We start from the raw sequence: 13,486 nt of genomic DNA, 5'->3' as shown, positions 1-13,486 counted from the left end.
AGGCATTATATCATTTACTCGAAATAAAGTCTGTAAATTCACCAAATTGATCATGAATAAAATCAAAGGCAATATTTGGCGCCACCCCGAAAAGTATGGTGCCTATTACGCAAATGATCAACACGGTGTAAAGACCCCAACGAATTTTAATGACCTTCTCTGAATGAATGGGTCGGAAATAGACCTGGACCAATAATCCGAAATAGTATACATAGGACACAATGGTACCTGCGATCATGATCCCCGCAAGGACAAAATGTCCAGGCTCCGTAATGAATGTTCCAAGGAAAATATTGAGTTTGCCAATGAATCCTGTCGTCCCGGGAATTCCAGCAAGTGACAGGATAAATACAGTAAATGATATGGCAAGATACGGGGATTTCCTCCCCAGTCCTGCAAGAATGCTAATGTCTTCCGATCCACTTTGACTGGAGAGCAGCTGAATGACTGCAAATACTCCGATATTCATCAATACATAAGCCAGTAGGTAAAACCAGACTGTATCCAACAGGAAATATCCCCCACCCAATGTAGCAACCGCTACAAGGAGATAACCCGCATGGGAGATGCTTGAATAGGCGAACAACCGTTTTAAATTTTGCTGCCTTAACGCAATCACATTTCCAATGATGATTGTCAGACCTGCCAATGAAGCTATATAGATATTGTTTTTTTCCAAAAAGTCGAGCGCTCCGAATGTATCACCGGATGCTGTTAGGAACAACGAAAGAAAAATTCGCAGGATGATGACGAAACCCGCTATTTTCGAAATTACACTTAAGAAGGCTACGACCGGTGTCGGTGCCCCCTCATAGACATCCGGCGCCCACATATGAAAGGGAGCGGCAGCTATCTTGAAGGATAAACCGACAAATACCATGAAGAAAGCGAGGCCCATGATGTATTGCAGCTGACCGTCTGTCATCGCAGCCATCGTCCGGCTCATCTCGCCTAGATTGACAGAACCAGTCACACCATATAAATAGCTCATCCCGAATAAAGTGATCGCCGTGGAAATGCCTCCGTTTATCACATACTTCATGGACGCTTCGTTAGACTTCCGATCATGTTTACGCATTCCGACTAGTATATAAGATGAAAGGGAAAGAAGTTCCAGTCCAACGAACAGGGTTATCAAATCCCCGCTCGAGGACATGACCATCGCTCCAAGCAAAGCGGTCAGGAAAAGATAATAAAATTCCCCCCGATGTTCCCGCAGCCCCTCTTTAGGTTCATATTCTTCAGCCAGAAGGATGATTAGGCCCGCTCCGAATAATAAGAGTAGCTTAAATGCTTTTGCAAATGAATCTAACCGAAACGTATCGGATAAGATACTGACTGTTTCAAAGGATAGTAAGCTAATCAGTGACAAACATGCCAATATGATTCCGGTTAGCGCGAGCCATGCCAGTTTTCTCCGATTAAAGTGCTTCGGCCAGAATAAATCCAATATCGAAAGAATCATGGCCGTTCCCAGGATGATGAATTCCGGCATCATCGCTCCCCAATCATAAGAAAGCATCGTGTTCAAATCCATCCTTCATCGCCCCCCTAAAGCTAGCATCATGGCTTCAATCGTTCCTTGAAGAGGCCCGCCTAACAAATTTGGGTATACCCCAACAGATATTATCAAACCGAGAAGAACCAATGCCGGTACAAGCTCCCAGCCTCTAAGGTCCCGTTTCTCTTTCTCTACCAAGCTATCATTTTCCCCGAAGGTCATCAACATGACCGCCCTCAGGATATAAACAGCGGTTAATACCAGCCCGATCACCCCAATTGCTGCAAGCAATGGCTGACTCTTGAATAAGCCAAGAAATACCATGAATTCACTGATGAAGCCAGACATGCCAGGCAAACCGAGTGAAGCCATCCCGCACGCTAACATAACCCCTGAAAAAACCGGCATCGACTTGGCCAATCCACCAAGTTTAGGAAGCATGGTGGTTCCCGTCCGCTCATACAACACACCCACCAAGAAAAACAACAAAGCAGCAATTAGCCCATGTGAGATGACTTGAAAGATAGCTCCCTGAATGCCCGCTTCATTCAAGGCTCCCAGCCCCATCATGACGATTCCCATATGCGAGATTGATGAGTATGCTAAAACGAGCTTGAAATCCGTTTGTACCAATGCTAGAAATGCACCATATAAAAAACTGAGGACCCCAATCAGGACAACGGTAAAGGCCAAGCTTTTATATTGTTCAGGAAATATCCCCATTCCAAACCGGATGATTCCGTAAGCCCCTATTTTCAATAGGACACCAGCATGAATCATGACTATGGATGGAGGTGCTTCCGCATGGACCCGCACCATCCAGCTGTGAAATGGAAATACGGGCAGCTTTATCGCAAATGCAACGAGAAAGGCCAGGCATAAACCAAACTTCATCGAACCGGATATGGGCGCAAAAAGCGAAACACCACCCATTGTCATCATCTGTGTCAATGCCGCAATATTGGTCGTACCTGTCCTGGCAAACAAAATCAAAATGACCACCAATAAAACTGCCGAACCGATGCCATTATAAATCAGAAAACTATAAGACGCTTTCTCCCTCTCCAGAAAGCCCCACCTACCAATCAAAAAGAAAGCGGGGATCAAGGTCATTTCAAAAAAGATGAAAAAAAGGATCAAATTTTCTGCGGTGAAGACACCGAGCATCCCGATCTCCAAAATCAAAAATAACAAATAATACCCTTTCCATTCTTGTTTTATATATATGGAGGCGATTGCGGCAAGTGAAGAAATGATTGTCGTCAATAATATGAAGATGAGACTTAACCCATCCAGGCCCAACTCAAAGTCAACTGTGAAGAGTTTGGGATCATACATCTCCAAATTCCCAAATCTGATCCAATTCAACTTAATGTCAAAGATGGATAGGGCCACTCCCGAATAATATTGACTGCATAGAAAGAACGATAGGAAAAGGGGAGGCAGTGTTCCGAAAAAGCCAAATTGTTTAATCGTCCTTTCCTCTTTCTTCGGCATTAGGGCAACCATCACAATGCCCAGCAGCGGTGAGAACACTAGAAGCGAGAGCAAATAGACATTCATCTTAGATACCCCCCAGTTACTGCAAAAATCACCAATAGTACCGCAAGTCCCAGAAAGGCTATCATGCCATATTGCTGTACCTGTCCCGTTTGCAGTTTAGACCCTAATTTCCCCAATCCCTCTATTGAACTTGTTACGGTGGATACCAAGCCACCGACAACGAACCTTTCAAAATAAGATAGGAAAATACTAAAGCCTTTGATTGCATAGCCTGCTGTGAAATGGTAAATCTCATCAATATAATACTTATTTTCCAAAACTCTATATAACTCGGAGTTTTCCTTGACAAGCCATACCCGAGGTAACTTCTTTTTAGCATATATCATATATGCAAGGAATATCCCGGCAAGTGATACAAGCACAGCCATGAACATGATCCAAACGGGTCCCTCACTATGGCTGGCTCCTAGAAGAGTTTCATTTCCCTCCACAAGCCAATCTCCCAGGAAAGTCCCAAACCACGGTGTTTGGATATACCCACTGATTACAGCAAGCAATGCCAATACGAGCATGGGAATTAACATGATGGAAGGTGAGTCCTTAACCTGTTTTACTTGACTGCGTGAATCTCCTGCAAACATCATGAAAAACAGCCGGAACATATAAAACGCGGTTAAAAAGGAGGTAATCACCGCAAGTCCAAACAACACATAATTGCCGTTCTCCCAGGCTGCCATTAGAATTTCATCTTTACTGAAAAAACCCGAGAGCAAGGGGAACCCTGATATCGCCAAAGTTCCAGTCAAGAACAGCGGCCCTGTCCAATTCAATTTCCCCCATAATCCACCCATCTCTTCTATATCCTGTGTATGTATAGCATGAATAACACTGCCTGCTGCCAAAAACAGCAATGCTTTAAAAAAGGCATGGGTCATTAAATGAAACACACCCGCCACATATCCGGCAGTACCCAAAGCAAGCATCATAAAACCAAGCTGAGAGATTGTCGAATAGGCCAATACCCGCTTAACATCCTTTTGCACAATAGCGATGCTTGCGGCAAATATGGCTGTAAATCCACCTGTTATTGCTACGACTTGCATCGCCGTTTCACTAGCGACGAATAACGGAAACATGGTCGCCACCAGGTATACCCCTGCAGCAACCATGGTTGCTGCGTGAATCAATGCGGAAACCGGAGTCGGTCCCTCCATCGCATCCGGAAGCCATGTGTGTAGTGGAAATTGTCCAGACTTCCCAACCGCACCGATAAAAATCAAAATAGCGATCAAAGTCAGTCTTTCATTTGATATCACGCCTGATTGAATGGCTTGAAAGATCTCTCCAAATTCAAAGCTTCCCGTTTCCCAGAATAGTAGAATGATGCCGATTAAGAGCCCTACATCCCCAATCCTGGTCATGATGAATGCCTTCTTCGCTGCATTCTTGGCTTCCAGTTTATAAAAGTAAAACCCAATAAGCAGGAAAGATCCCACCCCGACCAATTCCCAGAAGATATAAAGCTGTAATAAATTTGGTGCCATGACAAGTCCAAGCATGGCAAAGGTGAAGAAGCCCAGATAAGCATAAAAAAGGGAGAATCGCACTTCACCCTTCATATACCCCTTCGAATATATCTGGACAAGCAGGCTGACAAGTGAAACGATCACGAGCATCAAGGCATTAAGCTGGTTGATTTCAAACCCCGCTGTAAGCTGCGTCCCCCCGAAGGAAAGCCAATCTATCGATATTTTATAAGTAGGTTCTTTAAATCGTTCCATCAAGGTAAGCAGCGATAGAACCAACGAAGCCATTGTACATATTATTCCTATAAAGGCCCCTCGTTCCCGCAACCGCCCACCCGATAGAAGCAGAACCAGAAACGTGACGAGTGGAAAGATCGGTATGAGCCAAGCGTTCTCCATCATCGTATCAAATCCCCTTCTTCATTTATATAAACCTTCAATGCTTCATAATATCCATTTCATCGACATTGACCGTCTTCCGATTCCGATAAAGGGACATTAATATAGCCAGCCCTACAGCTGCCTCAGCCGCAGCGATCGTAATCGTGAATAATGAAAACACTTGACCCGTAATGGATGGCGTTACACCGAATTTACTGAAGGCAACTAAATTGATATTAGCAGCGTTCAGCATCAGCTCGATTGAAATCAAAACAATGACCGCATTTCTCTTCGTCAAAGCGCCATACAGTCCTATACAAAATAAAACGAGTGCCAATACAAGATAAGCCGACAAGGGAACTCCCGTCATGATCGATCTCCCTCCCCATCATCTTTTTTAGCCAATACGATGGCGCCGACAAGAGCAACAAGCAGTAGTACCGACATTACTTCAAATGGAATGACATATTTTGAAAAAAGTTCGATTCCTATTTGTTTTGTATTTTCCTCATGCAAGGCGGTTGGCTGTACAGGGATATCCAGATTATAAATACCCAGATAAACCGCCACGGCGAATCCAGCAATAGCTGCCAGCAATGAGAATCTCCCCCAGCCCCCTTTAACGGGTTCATCACTTTCTTGGTGTTTAGTGAGCATAATTCCAAATAACATCACGATCGTTATTGCCCCTGAATAAATAAGGATCTGGACAATGGCGACGAACTCAGCCGAAAGCAACATATAAATTCCAGCAATGCTCAAGAAAGTAAAAACGAGTGCAATTACCATGTGCACCACTTTTGTTAAGGTAATTAACAGCACCCCGCCTAATATGGCGACGAGTGCCAAACCAAAAAAGGCAATTAATTCACCGGACAAACTCATACTTTATTCACCTTCCGGATATTTTCATCATTTTCATCAAGCCACTCCAGATTTTTAAATAAATGATCACGGCTATACTCCGCCAGCTCAAATTTATTCGTCATCACGATTGCTTCTGTCGGGCATACCTCCGTACATAAATCACACAAAATGCAAATCTCGAAATTAATGTCATACGTATCAATGATTTTACCTTTTTTTGACGGGTCCGGATGTTTTTTACCAGTTAATTGAATACAATCGGTTGGACAAATAGTCACGCATTGATTACATACAATACACTTTTCAGGATAGAATTTTTGGATTCCGCGGAATCGGTCAGGGAGCGGCAGCGGCTCATTCGGGTAGTCATAGGTCACTTTTTTCCTCGTCAAGTTCTTTAATGTATAGGTTAAACCTTTTGCTAAACCAAGCATATAAATCCCTCGCTTTCTGACCCGCTTAAGTTTTTAAAAAAGGTTAATTAATTCTTTTATAAGTGCCGTCAAAAATATATTTGCCAATGCAACCGGAAGCAGCACTTTCCATCCGAACTCCATCAATTGATCTGCCCTTATTCGAGGAAAAGTCACCCGGATCCAGACCAATACATAGAAAACAACACTAAACTTGAGACCGAACCAGATGGCTGCCGGAATAAAATCCAAAAACGGAATAGAATTCCATCCTCCTAAAAATAATACAGTGGTTAGCGTGGCCATTGCAAACATATACACATATTCGGATAACATAAAGAAGGCCCAGCGAAATCCAGAGTATTCAACATGATAGCCTGCAACAAGTTCGGATTCCGCTTCCGGCAGGTCAAAAGGAACCCTGTTCAACTCGGCAACCGATGCAATAAAAAACACGATGAACGCAATCGGCTGAAGAAAAATGAACCAAACCTTCTCCTGGGCTGCAACTATTTCATTCAAGTTTAAACTGCCTGTTAAGAGGACGATTCCCACTAGTGACATCACCAACGGGATTTCATAAGATATCATTTGCGCGGCTGCCCTCATTCCGCCAATCAAAGAATATTTATTATTGGATGCCCAACCCGCAGTGACGATGCCGATGGTCGATATGCCGGAAATGGCAATATAATATAGCAGTCCAACACCTATATCAGCAAATTGGAAGGCATCGGTGAACGGCAAGGTGGCAAGGACCATGAAAGCCGGTGCAAAAGCAATCACTGGAGCTAATATATATAGCGGCTTATCGGCTTTTTTTGGTATCGTATCTTCCTTGATCAGAAGTTTCAAAACATCGGCAACGGTCTGCAAGAGACCCCATTTCCCCCCAATTTGGTTGGGACCGACACGCATCTGCATAAACCCCATGATTTTTCGCTCCGAAAGGATTCCATAGGTTACGAACCCTAATACAACGAATAGCAGCAGGACTGCCAAACCAAAAAAAATGCCAAAATTCAGTAGGCTAGGAGTGGATTGGAGCAAATCCTTGATCATTTATCCATCCACCTCCCCTAGAACGATATCGATTGCACCTAATATCGTTATCAAGTTCGCCATATTTTCCCCTTCCAATAATTTCGGAAGAATTTGCAGATTATAAAATGAAGGTCTGCGAAATTTCAAACGATATGGCTCCTTTTTCCCTTCACTCGCGATATAACAGCCGATTTCCCCTCTTGGTGATTCAATTCGGACAAATGCTTCACCCTTAGGAACCTTTATTATTTTTGGGACCTTAGCAAGAACCGGCCCTTCTGGAAATTGCTCAACCGCCTGCTCAATGATTTTCAGTGATTCTTCGATTTCTTCCATTCTACAGTGATAGCGTGAAAAGGCATCACCCTCTTCCCTTGTAGGAACATCAAAGGTGAACCTGTCGTAAATCGAATATGGTTCATTTTTCCGCAAATCCCATTTCACGCCTGTACACCTTAAGTTGGCACCGCTAAGCGAATACTGCAATGCCTCTTCTTTCGTATAGATGCCCACCCCTCTAACCCGGTTAACAAAGATTTCATTCCCTGTTACTAACTCATGGTAACCGGCAAGCTGCTCCCTCATATAAGGGACAAACTCGGCCACCTTCGCAATCCAGTCATCAGGAGCATCCCATTTCACACCTCCGACACGCATATAATTGAATGTAAGACGTGCTCCTGACAATTCAGTCAATAAGTTAACGATCATTTCACGTTCTCGAAAAGCGTATAGGAAAGGGCTCGTCGCACCTATATCAAGCAAGTAAGTACCCCACCAGACAAGGTGGCTTGCGACTCTGCCCAATTCCATGGCAATTACGCGCAAATATTCTGCCCTTTCGGGGATTTCCACCCCCATCATTGTTTCAACAGCATGGCAAAGCACATAATTATTTGTCATTGCGGCTAGATAATCGAGTCGATCGGTATATGGAATTATTTGTGTATATTGCAGATTTTCCGCGAGTTTTTCAGTACCGCGATGCAGATACCCAATGACAGGGGTAGCCTCTTTTATAATTTCACCGTCAATCTTGATGACAAGCCGAAAAACACCATGTGTACTCGGATGCTGCGGCCCGACATTGAGAAGCATTTCTTCGGTCCTTAACATTGGGCTTACACCTCCTCATCATAAGGCTGATAATCTTTTCTAAGGGGATACCCTTTCCAATCATCACCAAGTAAAATCCGCTTTAAGTCAGGATGTTCTTGAAAATTAATACCTAATAAATCGTAAGCCTCACATTCCGGCCAATTTGCACCTGGCCATAATGGGGCTAATGATGGAATAACGGGAGAATCCCTATCCAGCTTCACCTTTAAGGCAACCGATTGGTTCATATTGAACGAATGCAAATGTACATAAATTTCCATATGGGATTCAAAATCCGTTCCATGAAGTTCCGATAAATACGAAAAGTTAAGCTGTTCATCATACCGCAGAAATTTTGCTATTGAGAAATATGTATCCGGATTAGCCACTAAAGTGGGTACATCTTTTGATAGTCTATTAATATAGTGGTCTATTAATGCCTCTTGCCCTACATGCCTTTCAATAGCATGAACAATTTGATCGAGTTTGGACTGGTTTGGAGAAAGATCATCTAGGGTGATAACTTCCTTGCTTTCCTTTACAGCAGTCCTGGCCTTCGCAACAGCAGCGGCTTTCGCCTTGGCCGCTGCAATAGCCTTTGCCTTCGCAGTTTCAAGATCATCACCATTATCCCTTGATTCCTTTCGGGCCAATGCTGCCGCCTTCGCTTTGGCCGCTGCCGCTGCCTTTTGCTTCGCTACGTCCATTTCTCCTTCCGGTTTTTCCGTCCCTTCCTCTTTCGCCTGTTTTCGGGCCAATGCTGCCACCTTCGCTTTGGCCGCTGCCGCTGCCTTTTGCTTCGCTACGTCCATTTCTCCTTCCGGTTTTTCCGTCCCTTCCTCTTTCGCCTGTTTTCGGGCCAGTGCTGCTGCCTTCGCCTTGGTCGCTGCCTTTTGCTTCGCTAAATCGGTTTCTCCTTCCGGATTCTCCGTCCCTTCCTCTTTCGCCTGTTTTCGGGCCAATGCTGCCGCCTTCGCTTTGGCCGCTGCCGCTGCCTTTTGCTTCGCTAAATCGGTTTCTCCTTCCGGATTCTCCGTCCCTTCCTCTTTCGCCTGTTTTCGAGCCAGTGCTACAGCCTTCGCCTTGGCCGCTGCCGCTGCCTTTTGTTTCGCTAAGTCTTGCTTTTCACTCATCTATATCACCCGCTTTCCGGTTTTCGCCTCGTAACGGATTTTTTCTTTTAATTTATTGATTCCATAAATAAGTGCTGCTGGGTTTGGGGGACACCCCGGTATATATACATCGACAGGTACTATTTGATCTACTCCTTTGACCACCGAGTAGGAGTGAACATAAGGCCCTCCTGCAGTTGCACAGGATCCCATTGCAATAACCCATTTCGGTTCCGGCATTTGTTCGTATAATCTACTAATTATTGGAGCCATTTTTTTCGTTACCGTTCCTGAGACAATCATGACATCCGATTGTCTGGGTGATGTCCGAAAAAACGAACCAAACCGGTCCAAATCATAATGAGAGGAGCCTACGCCCATCATTTCAATTGCACAACATGCTAATCCGAAAGTCATCGGCCAGAGTGAGTTACTTCTAGCCCAGCCTTTTATTTGTTCAAGTGTGGATAAAAAAATACTATGACGCATTTCTTCCATTTCTTTAGGGGTAAGTTCATCTAACTTCAATTCCACTTCAACACCTTCTTTTTCCAAGCGTAGATTAGCCCTAGCATAAGGATAAGAACAAAAAATAACATTTCGATCAGAGCAAACAGCCCGAGTTCATCGTAGGCAACCGCCCATGGATAAAGAAAAACAGTTTCTACGTCAAATATGACGAACATCAGTCCGAATAGATAATACCTGACATTGAATTGAACCCTTGAATCCTGAAAAGGCTCGATTCCACTTTCATAAGTCGTATATTTCATATCAGTCGGTTTATAAGGCCTTAGCAGTCTACCAAGAAATAATGCGACCACAGGTAATAAAATGCCGAGACAAAGAAAAACAAATACAATTAAATAATTATTTTGGTAAATATGCAGCTGTCCCATGTTCATCTCCCTTTATGGATAAATCATGTTAAATGGATGCATTTAAAATTTGCTTGTCTTCTTTTTTGGTGGATACCGTTTTAAATATTATGCAGGATGACATTCTTTTAGAAGCAACGTGACAGGAGGAGGTATGAAGCAATTAATGTAAGCGTATACATTATATCATCAGGATAATCGCATGTCGATGAGTGAAGGTTTAATATGGAAAATACTTTATCCTATAATTCGATTTTTTTTTCGAATACACAACATTTTTTTCCAAATTTCGCTATTAAATGATAAATAGCTTGAAAAACCATAAAAAAAACACCTGATCTTACCAGGAATGGCTAGATCAGGTGTTTTCATCATTTAAAGTTATCGCATTTCTGCAATTTGGATCCGGTTGATGGCACGTTTAAGCGCTAAATTAGCTCTTTTGTCATCATTTGATCCATCATTGTTCTGCAATCTTTGTTCAGCACGAGCTTTTGCTGCTTGAGCACGTGCAAGATCGATAGTTTCAGCTCTTTCAGCAGATTGAGCTAAAATGGTTACCACATCAGGGCGAACTTCTAAGAAGCCACCATTTACAGCTACATAGTCTGTGTTGCTTCCATTTTTAAGACGGACAGCACCAATGGTAAGTGGGGCTACAGTTGGAACGTGTCCAGCCATGATTCCCAGCTCACCGCTTTTAGCTTTAGTGCTTACCATTTCAACTTCTGCATCATATACTGGGCCATCGGGAGTAACAACATTGACTTTAATGGTCTTCATTTCATTCCCTCCTAGGTCCCTTTAATTAAGCCATTTCTTTTGCTTTGGCAATAACTTCTTCAATGCGACCAACTAGACGGAAAGCATCTTCAGGAAGGTCGTCATATTTTCCAGCTAGGATATCTTTGAATCCTTGGACTGTTTCTTTAACTGGTACATAAGATCCTTTTTGACCAGTGAATTGTTCAGCCACGTGGAAGTTCTGCGACAAGAAGTTTTGAATTCTACGAGCACGGGCAACGATTACTTTTTCGTCTTCGCTTAATTCATCCATACCCAAGATGGCAATAATATCTTGAAGTTCTTTATATTTCTGTAAAGTCGATTGCACTTGACGAGCCACTTTATAGTGCTCAGCCCCAACTACTTCTGGGCTAAGGGCACGAGAAGAAGACGCCAATGGATCAACTGCTGGGTAAATACCCATTTCAGAAAGTTTACGCTCAAGGTTAGTTGTTGCATCCAAGTGAGCGAAAGTTGTAGCTGGAGCCGGATCCGTATAGTCATCGGCAGGTACATAGATCGCTTGAATGGATGTAACAGAACCTTTATTTGTTGAAGTGATACGTTCTTGTAATTGACCCATTTCAGTAGCAAGCGTTGGTTGGTAACCTACCGCTGAAGGCATACGGCCTAATAGGGCAGAAACCTCAGAACCTGCTTGTGTGAAACGGAAAATGTTATCGATGAAGAAAAGAACGTCTTGTCCTTGTTCGTCACGGAAATATTCAGCCATTGTCAAACCGCTTAGGGCAACACGCATACGTGCACCTGGTGGCTCGTTCATTTGTCCGAATACCATCGCCGTTTTCTTAATAACACCAGAATCAGTCATCTCGTAGAAAAGGTCATTCCCTTCACGAGTACGCTCACCTACACCAGCGAATACCGAGATACCGCCGTGCTCTTGTGCGATGTTATTAATAAGTTCTTGAATAAGTACAGTTTTACCAACACCGGCTCCACCGAAGAGACCGATCTTACCACCTTTGATGTAAGGTGCAAGTAAATCTACTACTTTAATACCCGTTTCAAGAATTTCAACTGATGTTGATAATTCCTCGAATGTTGGTGCTTGTCTGTGAATTGGATCACGACGCACCTCTGCTGTAAGTGGTTCAAATAGGTCAATGTTTTCCCCTAATACGTTGAAAACGCGACCTAGAGTAACTTCACCTACAGGTACTGAAATTGGAGCTCCTGTATCAACAGTCTCTGCACCACGAGTTAAACCATCAGTGGAAGACATTGCTACAGTACGAACTGTATTATCACCTAGTTGAAGGGCCACTTCAAGAGTTAGTCCTGTACCAGACGCTGTATTTTCGATTCTTAACGCGTTATAGATCTTAGGAAGTTGTCCGTCTTCGAATTTCACGTCAACAACCGGACCCATAACTTGAGTAACGCGTCCTATATTCATCGTTTTCCCTCCTAACGTTGCTTATAACGACTATCAAGTTTATGGAACGGCCAGCATATCGTCCGGGCCGACCGCCCCTTTAATGATTTTATTCTAAAGCTGCTGCACCGCCGACAATCTCTGTAATTTCTTGAGTGATCGCTGCCTGACGTGCACGGTTATATTGTAATGAAAGTGAGTCAATCAACTCTTTTGCATTATCGGTCGCATTTTTCATTGCAGTCATACGTGCAGAGTGCTCACTTGCTTTACCATCTAACAAAGCACCATAAATCAAACTTTCTGCGTACTGAGGCAGTAATACCTCAAGAATTTCTTCTGCATTCGGTTCAAATTCATAAGAAGTCAATGTTGCATTGGAAGTATTAAAGTCAGCTAACGGAAGGACTTGCTTTTCCGTTACATCCTGCTGGATTGGGCTGACATAATGGTTATAGTACATATAAAGCTCATCACACAGCTCATTCAGATATAAATTCACTGTCGATTTTGCAAGGGAGCTAATGTCAGCGAAAGACGGCTGATCAGGAACCCCAATTACTTCAAGCTCTACGTGCATGTTACGGCTGACAAAGAAATCACGGCCAACCCTTCCGATTGCGATAATGACGAACTCATCATTGGATTTATGGCGTTCAAGAATAGTTTTATGAACGTGGCGAAGGATGCTACTATTGTAAGCCCCAGCCAATCCACGGTCCGATGTGATTACCAAGTAACCGGTTTTCTTAACGGGACGTGAAGTAAGCATTGGATGAGATGCATCCGTGCTTCCGTTCGCAATACTAGATACCACTTCTTGAATTTTTTCCATATATGGAACATATGCTTTAGCATTAGCTTCTGCACGGTTCATTTTAGAAGCAGATACCATCTGCATCGCTTTTGTAATTTGACTCGTCTTTTTCGTTGAAGTAATCCGAGACTTAATATCGCGTAAAGAGGCCATTCATTCTC

14 protein-coding genes are annotated in these 13,486 nt (G+C 43.3%); all 14 read right to left on the bottom strand.

Translation table 11 applies throughout. The annotated features are described in order from the left end of the window. Positions 1-10 precede the first annotated feature (10 nt). The 14 genes from nuoN to QUF86_RS06710 all read right to left on the bottom strand — a co-directional run bounded on the left by nuoN (position 11) and on the right by QUF86_RS06710 (position 13,478). Positions 11-1,537: an NADH-quinone oxidoreductase subunit NuoN gene (gene nuoN, locus QUF86_RS06775; protein WP_289333874.1), complete on the bottom strand. Its 1,527-nt coding sequence runs from the start codon at positions 1,535-1,537 to the stop codon at positions 11-13. A gap of 3 nt (positions 1,538-1,540) precedes the next feature. Further along, positions 1,541-3,064, bottom strand: a complete 1,524-nt coding sequence (locus QUF86_RS06770; protein WP_289314321.1) for a complex I subunit 4 family protein — start codon at positions 3,062-3,064, stop codon at positions 1,541-1,543. Then, complete coding sequence (gene nuoL, locus QUF86_RS06765) at positions 3,061-4,932, bottom strand: NADH-quinone oxidoreductase subunit L (RefSeq protein ID WP_289333873.1); 1,872 nt, start codon at positions 4,930-4,932, stop codon at positions 3,061-3,063. The genes QUF86_RS06770 and nuoL overlap by 4 nt, the downstream gene beginning before the upstream one ends. Before the next feature lie 34 nt (positions 4,933-4,966). Next, the gene (nuoK, locus tag QUF86_RS06760) at positions 4,967-5,281 is read right to left on the bottom strand and encodes an NADH-quinone oxidoreductase subunit NuoK (RefSeq protein ID WP_064467120.1); all 315 of its coding nucleotides are present in this window, start codon (positions 5,279-5,281) and stop codon (positions 4,967-4,969) included. Then, positions 5,278-5,796, bottom strand: a complete 519-nt coding sequence (locus QUF86_RS06755; protein ID WP_289314319.1) for an NADH-quinone oxidoreductase subunit J — start codon at positions 5,794-5,796, stop codon at positions 5,278-5,280. The genes nuoK and QUF86_RS06755 overlap by 4 nt, the downstream gene beginning before the upstream one ends. Then, positions 5,793-6,212: an NADH-quinone oxidoreductase subunit NuoI gene (nuoI, locus tag QUF86_RS06750; protein ID WP_289333872.1), complete on the bottom strand. Its 420-nt coding sequence runs from the start codon at positions 6,210-6,212 to the stop codon at positions 5,793-5,795. Before nuoI ends, QUF86_RS06755 begins: the two co-directional genes overlap by 4 nt. Before the next feature lie 33 nt (positions 6,213-6,245). Further along, positions 6,246-7,253: an NADH-quinone oxidoreductase subunit NuoH gene (gene nuoH, locus QUF86_RS06745; RefSeq protein ID WP_289314317.1), complete on the bottom strand. Its 1,008-nt coding sequence runs from the start codon at positions 7,251-7,253 to the stop codon at positions 6,246-6,248. Next, positions 7,254-8,351, bottom strand: a complete 1,098-nt coding sequence (locus tag QUF86_RS06740; protein ID WP_289314316.1) for an NADH-quinone oxidoreductase subunit D — start codon at positions 8,349-8,351, stop codon at positions 7,254-7,256. 5 nt (positions 8,352-8,356) lie between these two features. Further along, positions 8,357-9,466 (bottom strand): NADH-quinone oxidoreductase subunit C, encoded by a 1,110-nt coding sequence (locus tag QUF86_RS06735; protein WP_289333871.1) that lies wholly within the window; start codon positions 9,464-9,466, stop codon positions 8,357-8,359. Then, positions 9,467-9,943 carry a NuoB/complex I 20 kDa subunit family protein gene (locus QUF86_RS06730; RefSeq protein ID WP_170946902.1) on the bottom strand — a complete coding sequence of 159 codons (477 nt, stop codon included), beginning with the start codon at positions 9,941-9,943 and terminating at the stop codon, positions 9,467-9,469. A 26-nt stretch (positions 9,944-9,969) separates the two neighbouring features. After that, on the bottom strand, positions 9,970-10,344 hold the full coding sequence (locus QUF86_RS06725) for an NADH-quinone oxidoreductase subunit A (protein WP_289318260.1): 375 nt from the start codon (positions 10,342-10,344) through the stop codon (positions 9,970-9,972). Positions 10,345-10,704: 360 nt separating this feature from the next. After that, the gene (locus QUF86_RS06720) at positions 10,705-11,106 is read right to left on the bottom strand and encodes a F0F1 ATP synthase subunit epsilon (protein ID WP_289314314.1); all 402 of its coding nucleotides are present in this window, start codon (positions 11,104-11,106) and stop codon (positions 10,705-10,707) included. A 25-nt stretch (positions 11,107-11,131) separates the two neighbouring features. Next, positions 11,132-12,529, bottom strand: a complete 1,398-nt coding sequence (gene atpD / locus QUF86_RS06715; protein ID WP_289314313.1) for a F0F1 ATP synthase subunit beta — start codon at positions 12,527-12,529, stop codon at positions 11,132-11,134. An 88-nt stretch (positions 12,530-12,617) separates the two neighbouring features. Then, on the bottom strand, positions 12,618-13,478 hold the full coding sequence (locus QUF86_RS06710; protein WP_101223833.1) for a F0F1 ATP synthase subunit gamma: 861 nt from the start codon (positions 13,476-13,478) through the stop codon (positions 12,618-12,620). Positions 13,479-13,486: the final 8 nt, after the last annotated feature.

The sequence above is a fragment of the Peribacillus sp. NJ11 genome (assembly GCF_030348405.1).
Taxonomy (GTDB): Bacteria; Bacillota; Bacilli; order Bacillales; family DSM-1321; genus Peribacillus.
This window is presented reverse-complemented; position numbering and strand designations above follow the sequence as displayed.

What these genes read in the sequence shown, in the direction of transcription:
- QUF86_RS06710 (WP_101223833.1), bottom strand. Translation starts at nt 13,478, where the DNA reads ATGGCCTCTTTACGCGATATTAAGTCTCGGATTACTTCAACGAAAAAG.
- QUF86_RS06730 (WP_170946902.1), bottom strand. Translation starts at nt 9,943, where the DNA reads ATGGAAGAAATGCGTCATAGTATTTTTTTATCCACACTTGAACAAATA.
- QUF86_RS06735 (WP_289333871.1), bottom strand. Translation starts at nt 9,466, where the DNA reads ATGAGTGAAAAGCAAGACTTAGCGAAACAAAAGGCAGCGGCAGCGGCC.
- nuoN (WP_289333874.1), bottom strand. Translation starts at nt 1,537, where the DNA reads ATGGATTTGAACACGATGCTTTCTTATGATTGGGGAGCGATGATGCCG.
- nuoI (WP_289333872.1), bottom strand. Translation starts at nt 6,212, where the DNA reads ATGCTTGGTTTAGCAAAAGGTTTAACCTATACATTAAAGAACTTGACG.
- QUF86_RS06725 (WP_289318260.1), bottom strand. Translation starts at nt 10,344, where the DNA reads ATGGGACAGCTGCATATTTACCAAAATAATTATTTAATTGTATTTGTT.
- nuoL (WP_289333873.1), bottom strand. Translation starts at nt 4,932, where the DNA reads ATGATGGAGAACGCTTGGCTCATACCGATCTTTCCACTCGTCACGTTT.
- QUF86_RS06755 (WP_289314319.1), bottom strand. Translation starts at nt 5,796, where the DNA reads ATGAGTTTGTCCGGTGAATTAATTGCCTTTTTTGGTTTGGCACTCGTC.
- atpD (WP_289314313.1), bottom strand. Translation starts at nt 12,529, where the DNA reads ATGAATATAGGACGCGTTACTCAAGTTATGGGTCCGGTTGTTGACGTG.
- nuoH (WP_289314317.1), bottom strand. Translation starts at nt 7,253, where the DNA reads ATGATCAAGGATTTGCTCCAATCCACTCCTAGCCTACTGAATTTTGGC.
- QUF86_RS06720 (WP_289314314.1), bottom strand. Translation starts at nt 11,106, where the DNA reads ATGAAGACCATTAAAGTCAATGTTGTTACTCCCGATGGCCCAGTATAT.
- QUF86_RS06740 (WP_289314316.1), bottom strand. Translation starts at nt 8,351, where the DNA reads ATGTTAAGGACCGAAGAAATGCTTCTCAATGTCGGGCCGCAGCATCCG.
- nuoK (WP_064467120.1), bottom strand. Translation starts at nt 5,281, where the DNA reads ATGACGGGAGTTCCCTTGTCGGCTTATCTTGTATTGGCACTCGTTTTA.
- QUF86_RS06770 (WP_289314321.1), bottom strand. Translation starts at nt 3,064, where the DNA reads ATGAATGTCTATTTGCTCTCGCTTCTAGTGTTCTCACCGCTGCTGGGC.